Below are 18454 nucleotides of genomic sequence, written 5' to 3' on the forward strand. Positions count from 1 at the left end.
TTGAGCATTGATAGGGTGGGTGCTCTTGTCCTGGGGATCACCATAGCTTTGGGAACTGGAATAGATTTGTTTGCCACCGTTGGACTGCCTATTAATATTCCCTATCTAGGCTTGATTCTAACCGGGATAATTATTTCCCGGGGGGCTAATTTTATTCACGATTTATTTAAAATAACGGAAGAGGTGAAAGTAAAAAGAAAGGTAGAAAATGGAAAGTTTAAGAACCTATCACCGCAATAATGGCGTCAGCGAGGTAGCGAACTGCTTTTTGAGCGGCATCCAGGGAATTGCTTTCTGTACCAACTTCAAATATGAGAGCAGTAGGGTAGAGATCTTGATTATAATCCCCGCGCCCCATATAAATACCGCGCATTAGGCCTGGATGCAGATCGTCCGCAGCGGCCTTGATGCTCCGGGCAAAGTTAAGATTAGGATTAAGGTTAGGATTGGAACGACCAATAACTATCATTACCCGGGCAGTATCTATACCGTTAATAGTAGTGGCATATGAACTTAAGGGAGCAGAATCTCGATGTATGTCAAAGACTGCATCCGGCCTTTCTTTCAACAATTGGGTAACGGTACGCCGGGACCGGTGATAGGCATTAATATCATGTGGGTCGTGGGGGTTGTAACTATGGTGAATACTTATACCGGCTTTGGTCAGGGATTCAGCCAGGGCTGCTCCTACCTGAAAGATATCACCATCACCAGGTTTATCGGGGCGGCCTGAATTGGGCAGAAATGATTCATCACTATGAGTGTGATAAATTACCACATGATGAGGATTTAGCAGGGCCTGAGCTTCTACCGTATGAGGATAGGAGATGGAAGCGGCACTCAGCTTTTGGCTGATAGGATTTAGCTCTGACTTTTCCATATCCTTTTTCCTGGCCACGGCATTGCGGCCACTAACACTTATAATGACATAGTGCAGGTTATCCTCACTGATATATTCGTCTTGCTCATAAACCGGAATGCCTGTTTCCAGGATTACTTTTCCTTCACTATCCCGAATGGTAACGTAGCTGGCCCTTTGAGAATTAAGGTCATTACTGGGTTGGGGTTTGCTTTGTGGAGAATAGGCGGTGTTTATTACATAAGCTCCTACCATTAGTGCCATAAGTACAGCAAAAAAAAGCCAGATATATCTTTTAGTGATAGTATCCATGTAAAAACCGCCTTTTCACAATCTTATTAGTATTATGTGAAAAAAGCGCTGGTCCTATGTGAGAGTTTCAGAAATTCTTTTTTGACAAGCTGGAAAATAGGGTTTTTGACGCAGAGGTACGCTAATTTTTATGATTAACGCTGATTGTTTTTCTAAAATAACTTAAGCTATTTTCATCGGTGGTTGTGGCCTCTGATTATGTAGGGTTCTACTACAAAAACCACTGTTGTTGAATTGGGAATGAATGAATATACAAAGCGGGCGTTGCAAAGCAGGAGGCAACACCCGACGCTCTTTCAATTTAATAAGGGTCCCAGCTAGCCAGGTATTTTTCTTGCTCGGGGCTTAGCTCGTCAATTCTTACACCTTCTGCCTCCAATCTTAAGGAGGCTACCCTTTGGTCTATACTATCCGGGACATTATATACCTTGTTTTCCAATCGAGACCTGTTTTCAATTACATACAGCAGAGACAAGGCCTGTAGGGAAAAACTCAAGTCCATTACTTCAGCCGGATGACCATCACCAGCGGCCAGGTTAACCAGGCGACCTTCAGCCAATAGATAGAGTCTACGACCATCTGCCAGTTTGAACTCTTCAATGTTGTTTCTAACTATTCTTCGGCTTACGGCTAAAGCAGCCAAATCATTTTTGTTGATTTCCACATCGAAATGTCCCGCGTTGGCCATTATGGCTTTATCTTTCATTACTGCCATGTGTTCTTTACGAATCACATTTATATTTCCGGTAACAGTAATGAAGATATCTCCCAGGGTAGCGGCAGTTGACATAGGCATTACTTCAAAGCCATCCATAATTGCTTCATTGGCTTTAATCGGGTCGATTTCAGTAATAATTATCCGGGCTCCCATACCCAAAGCTCGCATGGATACGCCTTTGCCGCACCAGCCGTAACCAGCTACCACTACATTTTTACCGGCTACCACCAGGTTGGTGCTGCGGTTTATCCCATCCCAGACTGATTGGCCGGTACCATAGCGATTATCAAAAAGATATTTCATATAAGCATCATTTACTGCCATCATCGGAAAAGGAAGGGCCCTATCCTTTTCCATAGATTTTAAGCGTATTATACCGGTCGTGGTTTCTTCACAGCCACCTATAAGGTTTTGGGCCTGTTCGGGGCGCTGCTTGATAAGGGTCGTAACCATATCAGCTCCATCATCAATAAGAGCATCGGGACAAGTATCCAGAGTTAACTCCAGGTAACGCTGGTATTCTTCCGGGCTCTCGCCATGAAGGGCGAAAACGGTAATACCGGATTCTACCAGTGCGGCAACTACATCATCCTGGGTGGATAGAGGGTTGCTGGCACAAGCTGTAACCCGGGCTCCAGCTACCTGCAAAGTCTGCAGTAAATATCCGGTCTTAGCCTCAAGATGCAGGCAGCAAGCTATGGTTTTTCCGGCCAGGGGTTTTTTCTCGGCAAATTCCTCTCTCAATTTATTAAGAACTGGCATATTATTACTAACCCATTCTAATTTTTTAAAACCATCAGGGGCCAGGGAGAGGTCTTTAATAATGGAAAGTCTGCTGGCATCCGTTTTTAAAAGGGCATTCATTTTGGGACCTCCTATTATATTTGATTAAGTTCTAGCAATAGAGATTATTTCAAAAGGATAAAGCAGGCGACATCCATATTATAAACAAAATGCCTGGTATAGGAAAGGACAAAAGATGAGCAGGCTATTTCCATTCTTCATACCAGTAGTAGTCATGCTTTTTGGCCCCATACTTTTTAGCATTTTGAATATTGTAATATTCAGTGTTGCCAAAATAGACATCAAACCAGTAAGGGTAGTCCCCCCACAAACCATAATTGATATCACCAGTATCCATGACTACCAGCGAATGATACTTGTCTCCGTTAATTTCAAGGGGAGGTGAGGGATAAACAACTGTTCCAAAAGGAATTATAGGTACCCGGGGGTCATAACCAGGATAACGAGGGTGTACCGCAATACCACCAGTGAAGTAATGCTGTCCGTTAGCCGGTCTCGGTGCATTGATTTCTTCGGTATAAGCGGTTGTCTGCTGTTGTTTAGCAGCGAATTGTACATACCACTTTTCAGCTGGGGAATTATCTTTTTGTTGAATTGGTGTTTTACTTGGTGGTTTTTGTGATAAACTCTTGTTCCCGTTAATATTAGCGTAAACGATAGTTATGGTCATAATAATAAATATTAATATAGCAGTAATTATGAGCATTTTCTTATTATTATCAAGCATAATCTTGCCTCCCTCCATTTTAATTAATTTGTATCAGCCAGAGAAATAATATTTATGGAGTATGGAAGAATATTTGCTCAATTTACCCAGACTTTTGGCGGAGGCAGAGGATTTATAAACAAAAGTTAAAGCATTAGGGTTAAAATAAGTCGGGGAGTAGACGATTGCATTTTATTTCATTGGAATAATATATATAATAATAATTGATAGGGCCAAGTTTATGCTATAATGGCAAGAAATTACCTTGAAGGAGAATGATTTTCAATGCAAAACCAGGGTATTGATGAGGAGTTGTTTCGTCATATTGCAGATTCAATTGGTGATACTCCCTATTACAAACTGCTGGGCATCCAGGTCATCAACATTGGCCCAGGTTTAGCTGAAATGTCGGTAACGGTTGATCTCAAACATACCAACCCTTTGGGGGTTACGCATGGGGGCTTAATGATGTCCTTGGCGGATGCCGCTATGGGCAATGCCATACGGAGCCTGGGTATCAAAGCAGTAACGGTAGATTGTTCCACGGGCTTTATCGCCTCAGCCCAGCAGGGGGAAACGGTAATTGCGCGCGGAGAAGTGTTAAGAGCGGGGAAAAACATGCTTTTTGCTCAGGCGGAAGTACGCGCGGGCAATCGACTCCTATCCAACAGCAAGGCCAGCTATTTTAAGACTGGAGAAATAGATTTGAATAACTAATTGTACTAGAGCAGGAGCTGAGATTATTGAGCAATGAGCTTTTAAGAAGCAATAATTATGCATTGCTGACCTTTGCCTCAACTTCCCATGCTTTAAAAGCTGAGAAGCTTTTGAAGTCCCGTCAGGCGGATTTTCTGGTAATTCCAACTTTACGCGAGATATCCACCAGTTGTGGGTTATCCATAAAAATTGCCCCGGCCAATTTGCTCGATTATTATAATTACCTGAGTGGCAATAAGGTGCTTATTGAGGGGACATACCAGGTAGCAAAAGAGGGCAAAAAAAACCGGGTGGAGCAGATTCAAGTATGACTCCACTGCAAAAACCTTTTTGTTGCATAAGGCTTGCATAAATATACAAAGCGAGCGTTGGCGAAGCATGGATGCAAAACCCGGCGAAGGCGAGCAGGCGAAAGGGGGCGAGCGACAGGAGGTCGCGAGAGCGCTTCACCCATGGACGGGAGATTAGCGCGGTACCCCTTGAGCCGTGAGACAAGCCGCAGGTGTTGCCCATGCGAAGACTGTGAGCGGTATATTTATACAAGCTAATGAATATTATAACTATTTGCATTATATTCAAGTATTCAAAGCAGAATAAAAGTAAAACCGTTTCACTATTGCTGAAGCGGTTTTTGCTGGAAGGTTAGGTTTTACCATGCCGGTTTATCCGCTTAACGAAATTAAGAAATATTTTGAATCCTCTGGGCCCATGGAGCAGTTACTTCCGGATTACAAGTTTCGCCAGGAGCAGGTAAATTTAACAGTTGCTGTTAGTGCGGCTTTATCTGACCAGGAATTTTTGTTGGCTGAGGCTGGAACCGGTGTTGGAAAGACTTTTGCTTACCTGCTTCCGGCTGTTTTATGGTCACTGCAGGAAAACGAGAAAGTGGTAATAGCTACCAGGACTAAAGCTTTGCAACAGCAGTTAATCGAGCGAGACCTGCCGGATGTTAAACGGGTTATCAAGGCTGATTTTACTTGTGCTGAAGCCAAGGGTCGGGAGAACTTTCTTTGTTGGAATAAGTATATTAATATTTTGGCCGGGAAGAAACGGCTGCAGGAAGGGGAATTTGAATTCCTGCAGTCAGTTTTGCCCTGGGCCGAACAAAGTGAAACCGGGGATAGAAAAGAACTCCGGCTCAAGAGTGCTTTAATGAAGCATTGGGATATATTGGCCGCTGATCGTAAGAGCTGTCGTAAAGATAAATGTCTTTATCATGAAAAATGTTTCCGCTTAAAAATGATAAAAAGGCTGGAGAAGTCCCAAATCATAGTTACCAATCATGCTCTTTTGCTTTCCGATGTGCAAGTTGATAACCGCCTATTGCCAGAATACCACTACCTGATAATTGATGAGGCTCACAGCCTGGATAGGGAGGCTTTTGATAAACTATCCATGCGATTTTCTTCTGGGGATAGCATGGATCTTTTGGAATACCTGCAAAAAGCTTATCTTCCGCATATTAAAGAACTGTCTTCCGTAGATAGAGAACTTCTTGGGGAATGCTTGACCCATATCAGCATGGCAGTAAAGTTGTTAAAAGAATATTTTTCTGCCTTGAATCGACCTCTTTCCTCCAAAAATGGCTATGAAGCAACGCTGGTGATTAAGGCAGCAGATTTGGAAAAAACCTGGTTTCTCGAAGCACTGGAGATTCACCAGGATTGGCAGGATAGTATTAATCTGCTTTTAAAAAATTTAAAGAAGCTGGAAGAGTGCATGGGTGGGGTAGAAGAAAGCGAAGAGCTTTCTCGTGTAATTATTTCTCTACAAGAGGAAGCTGACCATGCTTATCAGATCAATGAGGAACATTCTTTTCAAAGTGATATGTTGGTTTGGCTTGATTGTGAAAGGGGAAAGGTTAAGGCTGTATCATCATCACCTGTTTGTATAGCCAGTGAACTACAAAATCGTCTCTACCACAAGTTGGAGAGTTTGGTGATGGTTTCTGCCACCCTCGCTGTAGAAGAGCGCTTTGACTATTTTCTTAATAAGTTTGGTTTGAGTCAACTGCAGGAAGAAGAGCGACTAAAAACCCTTTTGGAAAAGTCGCCTTTTGATTATAAAAAGCAAGCTGGATATATTTTACTAGACGATATGCCTGCTCGTGATGAACCGGATTACCAGGAAAAATTGGCAGGAATACTGAGCCAAATAATAGATATAACTGGAGGCCGAACTCTGATTCTATTTACCTCCAGACAGCAACTCAAGGATATCGCTGGCATTATAAGACCTTATTGTGAACAGCGCCAGGTTAAATTACTGGTGCAGAACGAGGATGGGGGATTCGAGACCCTGAAAGAACAATACACCGCCCATCCAAGAAGCGTTATTATGGGGCTGGATACCTTCTGGGAAGGTATTGACTTAAAAGGGGATTTATTGAAATGTCTGGTGATTATCAAATTACCCTTTCGTTCACCTGATGAACCTTTTTGCCAGGCCTGGGAGAAGTATTATCAGCAATTAAATCAAAGCGGCTTCAGCCGTTTTTTACTCCCTGATGCCGTTATTCGCTTAAAACAGGGAGTAGGCAGACTGATACGCGGCGAAAATGACCGGGGAGCCATAGTTATACTGGATGCGAGGTTGGGAAAAAGCAGTTATAGTAAAGTATTTTTAAATAGCCTGCCTTTTAAGAATCCCCGCGTTTTGAGTTGTATGCAGTTTACGCAGGAGTTAAAAAAATGGGTTTAGCTGGGGAGTAACATTTCTCTTCATTCTTCATAGAATATAGCGAAATCTAATCTTCAGGCAAGGGGTGATTTTAGTGCGGGTTTATTACTTCCGAATTCCCGTTTTTCTTCGTAATCTATTAAAAAAGGTAATAAAGTAAGTAAAGGAGTAGCTTGTTCTACTCCTTCTCAATTTCCATTTAGCCCTATACCCAGTATTCCGCCCAACCCTCCAGCCATTAAACAAAGCAGGAGGGTGTAGACAAAGGTTTTAAGAGCTATTAGGGACGGGTTAAAAATAAAGGTAGCAATGAGCATTATAATGAAAAAAACCATTCCTATGCTTAAGCCGCGTATTAGTCCTTTACTGCCATAATGCTTGCTCACCTGGCAGGCAGCCAAAAAAATGCTCAAAATGAGTATACCTTTGCCCAGTGCTGGAAGTAATTCTTCACTCAAACTGCTGAAATAAATCACAAAAGCGGAAATAAGTCCAAGCACTAGAGAAAAGAGAACTGCTTTAGTAATAGCCCGCAATTCTACCGACAGAATTCTATTCATAAGTCAACACCTCCTATGCTTGAAAAATATGTAAGAGCCCTGGGAATTATGACAAGAAAAACTTACGTAAGCATGGGGACATTCTTTTTTGCTTCTTTACGCCTTACCCCACACTAACTTACTCTTCTAAATTACCTGGCATCTTTAATAAACATTAGCAATTAGGTCTTTTTAGGGGAAGTAAGCTACACAAATAAGCTGGCTCAGTTTAAATTTTTTATGGTTACATCTCCAAAAAATACTGAAACCTGGAGTAAACTTTAGTATAATAAAGATAAACCAATGTAATGGGAGATTACTCTGCGTATGTTGCTTATTTAATGGAAATGGATGGTTTATCGAAGTCAGGATGTAGAGATTATTGTTAATTCCCGTTATGAAGACGGGATGTTTTCTTCAATAAAAACCGGCTTAAAGCAAATCCGGGCTGAGCGTTTTTTCTTTCTGCCGGGGGACTGTCCGCTTATTTCCCCTTTCGTATACCAAAAAATGCTTGGGGTGGATTCCGAAATTGTGGTACCTACCTTTAACACCGGCCTGGGCATCCGATACTTTTTAAACATACGGTGATCGAAAAAATATTAATTAGAAATTTGTATCCTAATCTTCGAGAGTTCATTAGGGCCAATAATCCTAATAATATAGCGGTCGATTGTGCCGGCATCCGCGTGGACATTGACACCCTGGCAGACTACCAAAAAGCCCTCGAAAAGATTAGAGGCATACAAAAGAAAGGCGGGTTAAATGGGCAATATCAGTAACCCCGTAAAGCGGTTTGATTTTGATGAAAAAGTAGACGGTCGGGCCCAATACTGTGCGGATATTAAGCTTGAACAGATGCTTTACGCCAAAACACTGCGTTCGGAAAAAGCGCGGGCCAAGATCGCTTCCATAGAAATTCCTCATTTACCGCCGGGTTATTTTATTGTGGACCAAAACGATATTCCAGGGAAAAACATTGTCCCCATAGTTTACGAGGACCAGCCGTTCTTGGCCCCAAATAGGGTGAATTACATTGGGGAACCGATACTACTGGTAGTCGGCCCGGATAAGCCAACAATTTTAGATATCCTAAAAAAGATAAAGGTCAATTATGAAGAGCTAAAGCCGGTCTTAAGCATTGCCGAAGCCCAGGAACTGCAAGAAGAATATATTTTTGCAAACAAGCCCTGCTTTGTCGAATATGCATACTCTAAGGGCAATATTGCGGAAGCGATTAAAAATTCAAAGTTTTTTATTGAGGATGAATTTAGGACCGGGTATCAAGAACAGGCTTATCTGGAAACTCAATCGATGATCGGTGTCTATGAAGACAACCGCGTAACGGTTTATGGATCCATGCAGTGTCCTTATTATGTCAAAGAAGCCTTGATCCAGGCTCTGGGTTGGCCAGAAGACGGAATCCGCGTAATTCAACTGCCAACTGGAGGCGGATTCGGGGGCAAAGAGGATTATCCTTCGATTATAGGCGTCCATGCCGGCCTGGCGGCGATCAAGGCACAAAAACCCGTCCAGCTTGTCCTTGACCGCCAGGAAGATATCAGCTGTTCGACCAAGAGGCATCCAGCCATCATTAAGATAAGAAGCTATATTGATGATCAAGACCAGATAACGGCCCAAGAAATCGATATTAAGACTGATGCGGGGGCCTATGCCGGACTTTCCAGTGTCGTACTGCAAAGGCTTATGTACTCAGCCAGCGGTGTCTATAATATTAAAAACCTTAAGGTCCAGGCCCGAGCCTATGCAACTAATCAGGTGGTAAGCGGCGCTTTTCGGGGTTTTGGAGGGCCGCAAGCTTTTTTTGCCATTGAAATGCACATGGAAAATATCGCTCAGCAGCTAAACCAGGATTCGCTGGAACTAAAAAGAAAGTACTTTTTCCAACAAGGAGATACTTCTTCCACCAGCGGGCTCTTTCAATACCCCATAAAACTGGATGAAATCGCCACGGAAATAGCTAAAATGTCCAGCTACCGCCGCAAACGCCAACTATATTCCAGCCAAAAGGAAAGATTACGGGGCATCGGTTGTTCTGTATTTTCCCACGGTTGTGGTTTTACCGGGGACAACGAAGAAAAACTCATAAAACCTAAAGTTCGACTAAAAAAATACTCGTACAACTGCGTGCAGATCTTTGTTTCTAGTACAGAAATTGGTCAGGGAGCTTTAACCACCCTCCGAAAAATCGTCGCCCAAGCTCTGGAAATACCCATTGAATGGGTAAAACACGAATATCCCGACACTGATTTTTGCCCGAATTCAGGACCCACAGTCGCTTCGCGAACCATAATGATAATCGGCAAACTTCTGTATGACTGTGCTCTGGAAATGAAAGACCGATGGAATGAAGAGGAATTTGATATTACGCACGAGTATGTATACCCTAAAAATCTAAAGTGGGATAACGAAAAATTTCAGGGCAATGCCTATCCGGAATATTCGTGGGGAGCAAATGTGGTTGAAGTGGAAATAGATCCGATAACTTATACCCTAAATATTCTAGGAATTTGGGCGGTCTACGACATCGGCACGCCTATTGACGAAAAGATAGTTAAAGGGCAAATAGAAGGAGGCATTGTTCAAGGACTGGGATTTGGTTGTATGGAAGTATTAAATAGCAAAAACGGCCAGCTTCTGCAAAGTAGTTTAACTGATTATCTAATCCCGACCGCTGTTGATTTTCCTGAAATAGAAAGTAAACTCATTCATAACCCTTACGAGAACGGTCCTTTCGGGGCCCGTGGACTGGGCGAGTTGTCGCTGGTTGGGGCTGCACCAGCCCTAGCTTTAGCTATACAAAATGCTATCGGTCAAAAAGTAACCCAAATTCCGGTAACCCCGGAATATATAATGGAGCTGATGCAAAATGCTAAATATGATTAATTTTAAGCTCAACGGTAAAAATATTAACTTAAAAATCCATCCGCTTAAGCGACTGGTAGATATACTCCGGGATGATTTACAGCTTACCGGGACAAAAGAAGGCTGCGGGGAGGGCGAGTGTGGGGCTTGTGCGGTGCTTTTGGACGACAAGCTGGTCAATTCCTGTCTGGTTCCGGCAGCGCTTCTTGAAGACAAAAGCGTTTTAACTATAGAAGGGTATCGAAACACTGAAAAATTTAAAGTCCTCAGTGCCTGCTTTGAAAAAGCCGGCAGTGTTCAATGCGGATTTTGTACACCTGGAATGATCTTGGCCGCTGAAGCACTTCTCCGGCAAAACCCCAAGCCCTTAGAAGGAGAAATTCGCGCCGCGCTGGCCGGCAATTTGTGCCGGTGTACCGGGTATAACCTGATCGTCGAGGCCATTTTACTGGCGGCCAAGGAAGGGGAGGGACTGTGGTCAAAGTCTATAGACCTTTAAATTTAATTGAAGCCCTGGATATTAGAAATAATGAAAATACCATAGTATTTGCCGGGGGCACTGACCTAATGGTCAAACATAGAGAGTGGAGCGGAGCAGTCCCTAAATTTTCGACTTCGTTATTATTTATGGGTCACTTAACAGAGCTGCAAACAATAAATATTGATAATAATAGTTTGAAAATAGGCGCTGCCTGTACGCTGGCTCAAATATTAAACGATAAAAGAATACCGGATTACCTTAAACTGCCGATTGCTCAAATGGCCTCTCCTTCAATCCGCAATATGGGGACAATTGGCGGAAATATCGGTAACTCATCACCAGCAGGCGATACCCTGCCTATGTTTTATGCCCTTGATGCCCAACTTACGATTCAATCCAAAAGTAAAACCTATGCGGTTGGCATAGAAGATTTTATTACCGGTCCCGGCCAGAACCTACTAAAACCCGACGAAATATTGAGCGAAATTACTATTCCCCTAAGCAATTATCGACAATATTATTACCGAAAAGTGGGTTCGCGTAAGGCTAATTGTATTTCTAAAATATCATTTTTTGCTCTGGCTAACGGGGATGCTGCCCAAATACACGAAGTTAGAATAGCCTTTGGCGCTGTAGCGCCAACCGTGATAAGAAGCTTTGAGGCGGAAACCCTTTTAAAAGGGATCAACAAATCCCAAATTTCAGAGCGGCTGAATGACATTAAATCAAGCTATGCCAATTTGCTTAATCCGGTTGATGATCGTCGTTCCACTAAAATATATCGCCAGAAAGTTTCCCTGCAATTACTGGAAAATTTTCTTTTGAAGGAGCTTGTTTGGTAAATAGCACCTTTTATTTAGCTTATTTGAGGGCTCGCTAAGGGGTTTTACCAAAGTGACTGTCGGCGATGTTCTCCATTTGAACATTATTAATATACGAGAGAGGATAGCGGATGGAATTCGATCAAGCAAAAAAAATAGTCGTAGCGACTATCATAGATCAGCAGGGTCTGTCTGACCGCCTGGTAGGGTGTAAGGCGATTATTACCTCGACAGGCCGGTTGAGTTATTCGATACCCTTGGCTTGGGTTAGGGAGCGGTTGGAAGTACTGATACGCGAGAGCCTTTATAGAGGAAGTTTTGAGGTCATCAGTCTGGCTAATCCCAATGATACCAGGCAGAAAGCAACCCTGATGATCGATCCCTACCTTCCGCCCCAAGAGCTTATTATCCTGGGTGGCGGACATATCGCCCAGCCGCTGGCTAAGATTGGAAAACTATTGGGTTACCAGGTGGCCGTGCTGGATGACCGGCCCGAATTTGTTTCCAAAGACCGGTTTCCCGAAGCTGACAAAACAATTTGCTGTAGTTTCGACACAGTGGAAAATTCTTTTGATCTAGGACCCCAGAGCAATGTGGTGATTGTTACACGGGGTCATCAGCATGACCTGCTTTGTCTGCGGCAGATGCTAAAGTATCCCTTAGCTTATCTGGGAATGATTGGCAGCCGGCGCAAAGTTGCCATAATCCGGGAACGGCTGCTGGAAGAGGGGTTAGCGGTAAAAAAGCTAAATTCCGTGTATATGCCGATAGGTCTTGATATCGGGGCGCAAACCCCGGCAGAGATCGCCGTAAGCATAACCGCAGAATTGATTAAGGTACGCCGGGGTGGAAAAGCTGCTTCGATAAAAAATATCGACAAAAAAAATAACGACAACGAGGCTGGTGTTTTTAATTTAGGCGAACTGCCTTCGACTATAGACCAGGAGATACTGCAACTAACATTACAGGCAGCTATCAACCATGTCCCAGCCGCCCTGGCCACGGTGGTGAGCACCAAAGGTTCGACTCCCCGAAAGGCGGGTGCCCATATGCTGGTCTGGGCAGACGGACGCAGTCTAGGAACCGTAGGCGGTGGCCAAGGGGAAGCCAAGGTGCGTGCCGAAGCCTTTAAGATTATCAATACCAGCCAACCAATCCTTTATCGTATATCAATGGATGCGGCCAACGCGGCTATGGAGGGAATGATCTGCGGTGGTTCTATGGAAGTCTTTATTGAACCAGTAAATGGGTTCGCCCAGGTAAGCGGAGGAGGTGGAATCCTTTAATTGGAATAGAATATTGGCATTGACTTTCGACGTACAATTAATGATCTTAATTTTAGGCCCACTGCACTAAAGACAGTGGGCCTAGTGTTACCAGATTTCTTTTAACTCACTCTTCTAAATTACCTGGCATCTTTAATAAACATTAGCAATCAGGTTTTTTTAGGGGAAGGGTGATAGCCGTTAAAGCTCTCTACTTAATGAGTATTTTGGCTGGTGGTTGTACTTTGCTTGGCTCCATAGCTTTGTTTGCCAAAAGAAAGTGGAGCAATCGCAGCCTGGGGTTTTTTCTCGGTTTAGCAGCGGGTGTAATGATTGCGGTAGTGTTTATGGATATGCTGCCATCTGCTTTGCTGGCCAATGCAATAGAAGCTGGCCTGGGCTTCGTTGTAGGCCTGCTGGTTCTGGCTCTTCTACATATATTGCTGCTGTCCCGGCAGGCAGAGAATGAAGGTCTCTTAAGGCTAGGTTACTTAATAATGTTGGGCATTGCTCTCCACGATCTTCCAGAGGGAATGGCCATTGCTTTGGGAAGTGAAATGAAAGTTAGGACTGGAATGGTAATTGCTCTGGCCATAGGGATACACAATATTCCAGAAGGAATGGCTATTGCTGCTCCTTTGCTGATGGGGGGAATGAAACGATTAAAAATATTTCTTCGAGTTTTTCTGGTTTCACTGATTACTCCTTTAGGGACACTTACCGGTCAGGTTTTAGTAAAGATTGTTCCAGAAGTATTGGCTTTCCTCTTAGGCCTGGCTTCAGGGGTAATGGTTTTTTTGGTTCTTTTTTACCTTTGGCCGCAGGCCGGGAGCAAGGATAAAAAAAGCCGCGTCCAGGGATTTCTCCTCGGCTTGCTGATTATTGTTGCTGCTACTTTTTTCTAGGAATGTATCAGGTAAACTCACCCCCTTTCGCCTGCTTGCCTAACCGGTGCAACTTAATAGTGACATCCGAAGGATGGAACATCAGGAGTACCCGCAGGGTACTGGATCCATGCTTAGCCAACGCTCGCTTTGTATATTTATGAAAACTTATGCAACAAAAGGTGTTTGCAGTGGAGTCATGGTTTAATAAGGTTTAAGAACCCGGATAAAAGAATAAAAGGAGCTGCAAATAAGGATAATAAGGGAAAAAGCAGAGGAGACAAGGATTTGGCAAAGTGGTTATATCTTTCGTTGGCGGCTCTTTCTGGTGCAGCCATGGCCCTGCAGGGAACTTTTAATGCTGCCCTGGGCAAGGTAGTGGGTATCTGGGAATCAACTCTGATAGTTCACCTGGTAGGAACAATAACTGTTCTGCTGATAATGTTGAGTTTAAGTACTGGTTTTAGCAACCTGAGCAAGCTGAACAACGTTCCCTGGTATGCCTTTTTGGGTGGCTTTCTTAATGTATTGATAATCTACACTCTGGTGCGAGCTATCCCCCAGATTGGAGTAGGAAATGCCACGACCGCCATAATAATAACCCAGGTTTTAACAGCAGTGTGTATTGATAATCTGGGTGCTTTCGGTATGAAGAAGTATGAATTCCATTATCTCGATCTTCTCGGTGTGGCTTTACTGGCGGCCGGAGCCCGGATTCTACTCATGGAGTAAATTCATTTTATTAGAAAAGACCTCTAGAGAGATTGACTAATAGCACTACTAATCCTGCCAAGATTAGTAGAATACTCAGAAGAAGTGTCCAAAAAGGAAACGGCAAAAGGCGAAGGGCCAGTTCCAGGTAATAGCTTACCAGATCTTCTTTCTTTAAGGTTAATAAGCTGCTTTCAGCTCGTTTATATGAAATATAAGCCATGCCTCCTAAGAGCACGCCAATTAGCAACAACCATAGCCCTATATTCAATAAAATACCTCCCCCCAACTGTTTCTTACCCCTCATTTTTCTAATAACATTTCTAGCATATGCTTCTTCTATTATAATCTAAATGAGAATTGATATGTTTTTTACTAACCCCCCATGCCCCGGGACACAACCGCTGATGAGAAGTAATATATAAGCGCATGTTATACAATAAGAAAGGGTAGGGAATATTTCTCTACCCCTTCTGATACTGATGAGCGATGACTGATGACTATCCCCTTCTCCCTTCTGACGACTGATGACTAATAAAGAGGATTTATGCTTAAAAGTGTGGAAGTTTCTTTCATACCTTTGGTGGGGAAGCAGCGGAAAAATTACAAGAGGTGGGCAAATGGCCATAAGATACATACTGGGAAGAGCAGGAAAAGGAAAAAGCCATTTAGTTTATCAGGAAATCGAGAAGGCTTTGCAAAGCGACAAGAAGCAGACTTTGATTTTGCTGGTTCCTGAACAATATACGCTGCAAGCCGAAAGGGATGTGATTAGTCAGCTTCGCTTGCCAGGCATTATGCGCCTGGAGGTTTTAAGTTTTACTCGCCTGGCTCAGAATGTCTTTAGTCGGGTAGGGGGTTTAACTCGGGTTTTTCTCAATGAACAGGGTAAGAATATGGTTTTAAGACGAATTGTCGATGAATGTAGCTCGGAACTGAGTTTGTATAAAAAGGCAATCCGACAGGAGGGGTTTATAAATCAGATCAGCCAGCTAATGGCAGACTTTAAACAACGGCATATCCGTCCCGAGGATTTGCAGTTGGATGCTGAAGAGATGCCGGATCAGATTATTAAAGAGAAGCTAAAGGATATAAGCATAATATATCAACACTTTAATCGGTATATGGAAGGGCGATATATTGATAGTGAAGACTATATGGATCTTCTAATTGAAAAATTAGAACACTATACTTCGCTTAAAAACGCCCGAGTTTGGATTGATGGTTTTACTACCTTTGCCCCCCAAACCCTCAAAATTATTGAAAAGATTATGGTAATGGCCCGTGATACTACTATTTGTTTTACGCTTGACCCGGATACTTGGGATATAGCTGAACTGGATTTATTCCAACTACCCGGGCGCAGCTTTAGGCAAATCCGCGCTATGGTACGAAAAAATGCCTTGCAGGAAGAAATAATCCAGGTAGATCCTCGTCCGGCTGAGATGCTGAAGAGTCCGGAGATAAACCACCTGGAGGCAGAGCTCTTTGCCTACCCAGGGAAAACATTTGCTAAAAAGCCACAGAATATTGAATTATTTGCTGCTTCTAATATATATAGTGAAGTTGAGGCCCTGGCAGCGGAATTTTTGCTTTTAGCGCGCCAGGGCTACCGTTGGAAAGATATGGCGGTGGTTTGTCATGACCTGGATCGCTATGGAAGCTTGATAAGAAGGACTTTTCGTGATTACGGCATACCCTGTTTCATGGACAGAAAACGGGATATCATGAGCCACCCCATTATAGAGTTGATTCTTGCTGCTCTGGAAATCCTCAGCCGAGGATACCGCTATGAAGATGTTTTTACTTATCTTAAAACCGGTTTCAGTGATTTGACTGTAGATGAAGTGGAAATATTGGAAAACTATGCTTTGGAATACGGAATCAAAGGAAATAAATGGAAGGAAGATTTCTCATATGGTGATGCAGAAAGCCTTATCGAATTGAACCAGAAGCGGCTTTTGTTTACTAAACCGCTCGAAGACCTTGGCGTTATGCTTAAGGGAAATAACACAATAAGAGAAATGGCTCAGGCTCTCTTTGCATTTCTGGAGAGGGAAAACATTTACTCAAAATTAGAGAAATGGACCAATGATTTATTGGCCAGGGGGTTTCTCGAAGAAGCCAGTGAAAGCTCGCAGCTGTGGAATGCTATGATAGAAATCTTAAAGCAAATGGTGGAGATAATGGGCGAGCAAAAAGTAAATCTTAAGGAATTTAAGAGGATACTGGAAGCCGGCTTTTTATCTTTAGAAATTAAAATAATTCCCACTACCGTTGATCAAGTTTTGCTTGGTGATATACAACGCTCCAAAAGCCATGATATTAAATGTCTCTATGTAATTGGAGTCAATGATGGGATACTACCTTCTTTGGGGCGGGAAGAAGGAATTTTAAGTGAAACAGAAAAGGAAGCATTGCAAGAAAAGGGATTGGATCTGGGCTATGAACGAGAAATGATCTGGGAAGAAGAGCGCTTTTTAATTTACAGCGCTCTGGCCAAACCGGCTGAGAGAATCTACTTTAGCTATGCCCTGGCGGATGAAGAGGGGAGAGCATTGCGTCCTTCGCTTTTGATCGATCAGCTCAGAATGATCTTCCCCTCCTTATCATTAAAGACTAATCTGCTGGAGGATCGCCAGTGGCAACTGCAGATGGTTGCTACCCCGGAGAGCAGCTTTAAACACCTGGTGGAAAAGCTGCGTTTGGGTTTGGATGGGAAAGAATTGGAGGATTTCTGGTGGGATGTTTACCGCTGGTATTTTGAGCAGGAAAGCTGGCAATGCTCAAGAAAACTGCTGCTCCAAGGGCTTTTTCATCAAAATCAGCCTGAACCCATCGAACCCCAGGTATCCCGGCGTCTTTTTGGCACACCGCTTCGCTCCAGTGTTTCCCGGTTGGAGCAGTTTGTAAGTTGTCCCTTTGCCCATTTCGTTCGCTATGGTCTACAGCCGCAGGAAAGAAAGAATTATGAACTCAATAGTCCGGACCTGGGGCTATTATTTCATGACAGCCTTTTACATTTCAGTCATAAACTACGGGAGAATAACCGGCAATGGCTGGACCTGAGTAAAGAGGAGTGCTATGCTATTATCGATACGGTAGTGGATGAAATAGTCCCAAGCTTTGGCCGGGGGATATTTAACAGCCATCCACGCTACCAGTATTTGCTGAATAGATTGAAGAGAATCAGCCGGCGTGCAGTATGGATCTTGACGGAACATATTCAGCAAGGTGATTTTAAACCCTGGGATTATGAGGTTGCTTTTGGCCGGGGAGGAATGCTTCCCGCGGTTGAAATAGATTTAGAAAACGGAGAAAAACTTATTTTGGAAGGAAGAATAGACCGGGTTGATTTGTTAGAATTTGAAGAGAGCTGTTATGTTAGAATTTTGGACTACAAGTCAGGCCAACAGGATTTTCATCTTTCCGAGGTTTTTCACGGCTTATCTTTGCAGTTGATGGTGTATTTAAAAGCACTGATGACAGCCTGGGAGCAAATGGAGAAGAAACAAGCCGTGCCAGCGGGGGTTTTCTACTTTAAGATAGATGACCCTATGATTAACAGTGAAGAAAAGATTGTGGAAGTAGTAGAAAAGGAGATTGCGAAAAAACTAAAACTGAAAGGCTTGGTTCTGGCTGATGCTAAAATTGTTCGCCGGATGGATCGTGAAGTGAATGGTTACTCTACAGTCTTACCACTGGGATTAAGCGCCAAGGATGAATTTTACCGTTTTTCATCGGTGCTGCCCCTTAAACAATTCTCGGCTTTGCTGAAACATGTAGAGCGATTGCTTAAGAGAATTGGACAGGAGATGGTTAACGGGCAAATAAGAATAGAACCGGTTTATACTCGTAGACGACTGGCTTGTGCCTATTGTTCTTATCCCTCTATATGCCAGTTTGACCGGCTATTTTCGGACAACAATTGGAGATACCTTAAGCCTATGAGTCGGGAAGAAGTGTTAACATATCTTATGGAAGAAAACAACTAAGGATAGATGGGCAATAAAAAACACTTGTGATAGAATGTTTAAATATCAGAGGTGGAAATATCTAGTTATTAATCTTT

Annotated in this window: 17 protein-coding genes; 12 read left to right on the forward strand and 5 right to left on the reverse strand. The window is 43.2% G+C overall.

Features of this window, described 5'->3' with window-relative positions; all coding sequences use genetic code 11:
* Positions 1-240, forward strand: coding sequence for a MurR/RpiR family transcriptional regulator (locus SWOL_RS05765; RefSeq protein ID WP_175574639.1), 240 nt, complete (start codon positions 1-3; stop codon positions 238-240).
* Here the strand turns inward: SWOL_RS05765 and spoIIP are convergent.
* The 3 genes from spoIIP to SWOL_RS05780 all read right to left on the reverse strand — a co-directional run bounded on the left by spoIIP (position 218) and on the right by SWOL_RS05780 (position 3420).
* The gene (gene spoIIP, locus SWOL_RS05770; protein ID WP_011640541.1) at positions 218-1171 is read right to left on the reverse strand and encodes a stage II sporulation protein P; all 954 of its coding nucleotides are present in this window, start codon (positions 1169-1171) and stop codon (positions 218-220) included. The two genes, SWOL_RS05765 and spoIIP, sit on opposite strands and share 23 nt — an antisense overlap.
* Positions 1172-1472: 301 nt before the next feature.
* The gene (locus tag SWOL_RS05775) at positions 1473-2753 is read right to left on the reverse strand and encodes an adenosylhomocysteinase (protein ID WP_011640542.1); all 1281 of its coding nucleotides are present in this window, start codon (positions 2751-2753) and stop codon (positions 1473-1475) included.
* Positions 2754-2877: 124 nt separating this feature from the next.
* The gene (locus SWOL_RS05780) at positions 2878-3420 is read right to left on the reverse strand and encodes a hypothetical protein (protein WP_011640543.1); all 543 of its coding nucleotides are present in this window, start codon (positions 3418-3420) and stop codon (positions 2878-2880) included.
* A 264-nt stretch (positions 3421-3684) separates the two neighbouring features.
* On the opposite strand from SWOL_RS05780, the gene SWOL_RS05785 reads away from it, so the two are divergent.
* From SWOL_RS05785 to SWOL_RS05795, 3 genes are all read left to right on the forward strand, one after another.
* The gene (locus SWOL_RS05785) at positions 3685-4116 is read left to right on the forward strand and encodes a PaaI family thioesterase (protein ID WP_011640544.1); all 432 of its coding nucleotides are present in this window, start codon (positions 3685-3687) and stop codon (positions 4114-4116) included.
* 26 nt (positions 4117-4142) lie between these two features.
* A complete protein-coding gene (locus SWOL_RS05790) occupies positions 4143-4427 on the forward strand; it encodes a putative Se/S carrier protein (protein WP_011640545.1) in 285 nt (94 codons plus the stop codon).
* Positions 4428-4770: 343 nt separating this feature from the next.
* Positions 4771-6816, forward strand: a complete 2046-nt coding sequence (locus SWOL_RS05795) for an ATP-dependent DNA helicase (RefSeq protein WP_011640546.1) — start codon at positions 4771-4773, stop codon at positions 6814-6816.
* Between the two features lie 167 nt (positions 6817-6983).
* On the opposite strand, the gene SWOL_RS05800 is transcribed toward SWOL_RS05795, so the two are convergent.
* The gene (locus SWOL_RS05800) at positions 6984-7355 is read right to left on the reverse strand and encodes a TIGR04086 family membrane protein (RefSeq protein WP_011640547.1); all 372 of its coding nucleotides are present in this window, start codon (positions 7353-7355) and stop codon (positions 6984-6986) included.
* Positions 7356-7685: 330 nt separating this feature from the next.
* Between SWOL_RS05800 and SWOL_RS13540 the strand changes: the two genes are divergently transcribed.
* From SWOL_RS13540 to SWOL_RS05835, 7 genes are all read left to right on the forward strand, one after another.
* Positions 7686-7925, forward strand: a complete 240-nt coding sequence (locus SWOL_RS13540) for an NTP transferase domain-containing protein (RefSeq protein WP_011640548.1) — start codon at positions 7686-7688, stop codon at positions 7923-7925.
* A gap of 174 nt (positions 7926-8099) precedes the next feature.
* A complete protein-coding gene (locus SWOL_RS05810; RefSeq protein WP_011640549.1) occupies positions 8100-10241 on the forward strand; it encodes a xanthine dehydrogenase family protein molybdopterin-binding subunit in 2142 nt (713 codons plus the stop codon).
* Positions 10225-10719, forward strand: a complete 495-nt coding sequence (locus tag SWOL_RS05815; protein WP_011640550.1) for a (2Fe-2S)-binding protein — start codon at positions 10225-10227, stop codon at positions 10717-10719. Before SWOL_RS05810 ends, SWOL_RS05815 begins: the two co-directional genes overlap by 17 nt.
* Entirely contained in the window at positions 10695-11543 is an 849-nt protein-coding gene (locus tag SWOL_RS05820; protein ID WP_011640551.1) for an FAD binding domain-containing protein, read from the forward strand. Before SWOL_RS05815 ends, SWOL_RS05820 begins: the two co-directional genes overlap by 25 nt.
* Positions 11544-11653: 110 nt before the next feature.
* Complete coding sequence (locus SWOL_RS05825) at positions 11654-12808, forward strand: XdhC/CoxI family protein (RefSeq protein ID WP_011640552.1); 1155 nt, start codon at positions 11654-11656, stop codon at positions 12806-12808.
* 197 nt (positions 12809-13005) lie between these two features.
* Positions 13006-13692, forward strand: coding sequence for a ZIP family metal transporter (locus SWOL_RS05830; protein WP_041427844.1), 687 nt, complete (start codon positions 13006-13008; stop codon positions 13690-13692).
* 267 nt (positions 13693-13959) lie between these two features.
* Entirely contained in the window at positions 13960-14403 is a 444-nt protein-coding gene (locus SWOL_RS05835) for a DMT family transporter (protein WP_011640554.1), read from the forward strand.
* A 10-nt stretch (positions 14404-14413) separates the two neighbouring features.
* Here SWOL_RS05835 and SWOL_RS05840 read toward each other — a convergent pair whose 3' ends face one another.
* Positions 14414-14653 carry a hypothetical protein gene (locus tag SWOL_RS05840; protein WP_041427426.1) on the reverse strand — a complete coding sequence of 80 codons (240 nt, stop codon included), beginning with the start codon at positions 14651-14653 and terminating at the stop codon, positions 14414-14416.
* A gap of 349 nt (positions 14654-15002) precedes the next feature.
* On the opposite strand from SWOL_RS05840, the gene addB reads away from it, so the two are divergent.
* Positions 15003-18377, forward strand: coding sequence for a helicase-exonuclease AddAB subunit AddB (addB, locus tag SWOL_RS05845; protein ID WP_011640556.1), 3375 nt, complete (start codon positions 15003-15005; stop codon positions 18375-18377).
* The last annotated feature ends 77 nt before the right edge of the window (positions 18378-18454 follow it).

Source organism: Syntrophomonas wolfei subsp. wolfei str. Goettingen G311 (assembly GCF_000014725.1).
Lineage (GTDB): Bacteria > Bacillota > Syntrophomonadia > Syntrophomonadales > Syntrophomonadaceae > Syntrophomonas > Syntrophomonas wolfei.

Coding starts and splice junctions, on each gene's coding strand:
- spoIIP (WP_011640541.1), bottom strand. CDS start 1,171: ATGGATACTATCACTAAAAGATATATCTGGCTTTTTTTTGCTGTACTT.
- SWOL_RS05775 (WP_011640542.1), bottom strand. CDS start 2,753: ATGAATGCCCTTTTAAAAACGGATGCCAGCAGACTTTCCATTATTAAA.
- SWOL_RS05780 (WP_011640543.1), bottom strand. CDS start 3,420: ATGCTTGATAATAATAAGAAAATGCTCATAATTACTGCTATATTAATA.
- SWOL_RS05785 (WP_011640544.1), top strand. CDS start 3,685: ATGCAAAACCAGGGTATTGATGAGGAGTTGTTTCGTCATATTGCAGAT.
- SWOL_RS05795 (WP_011640546.1), top strand. CDS start 4,771: ATGCCGGTTTATCCGCTTAACGAAATTAAGAAATATTTTGAATCCTCT.
- SWOL_RS05800 (WP_011640547.1), bottom strand. CDS start 7,355: ATGAATAGAATTCTGTCGGTAGAATTGCGGGCTATTACTAAAGCAGTT.
- SWOL_RS13540 (WP_011640548.1), top strand. CDS start 7,686: ATGGTTTATCGAAGTCAGGATGTAGAGATTATTGTTAATTCCCGTTAT.
- SWOL_RS05810 (WP_011640549.1), top strand. CDS start 8,100: ATGGGCAATATCAGTAACCCCGTAAAGCGGTTTGATTTTGATGAAAAA.
- SWOL_RS05815 (WP_011640550.1), top strand. CDS start 10,225: ATGCTAAATATGATTAATTTTAAGCTCAACGGTAAAAATATTAACTTA.
- SWOL_RS05825 (WP_011640552.1), top strand. CDS start 11,654: ATGGAATTCGATCAAGCAAAAAAAATAGTCGTAGCGACTATCATAGAT.
- SWOL_RS05830 (WP_041427844.1), top strand. CDS start 13,006: ATGAGTATTTTGGCTGGTGGTTGTACTTTGCTTGGCTCCATAGCTTTG.
- addB (WP_011640556.1), top strand. CDS start 15,003: ATGGCCATAAGATACATACTGGGAAGAGCAGGAAAAGGAAAAAGCCAT.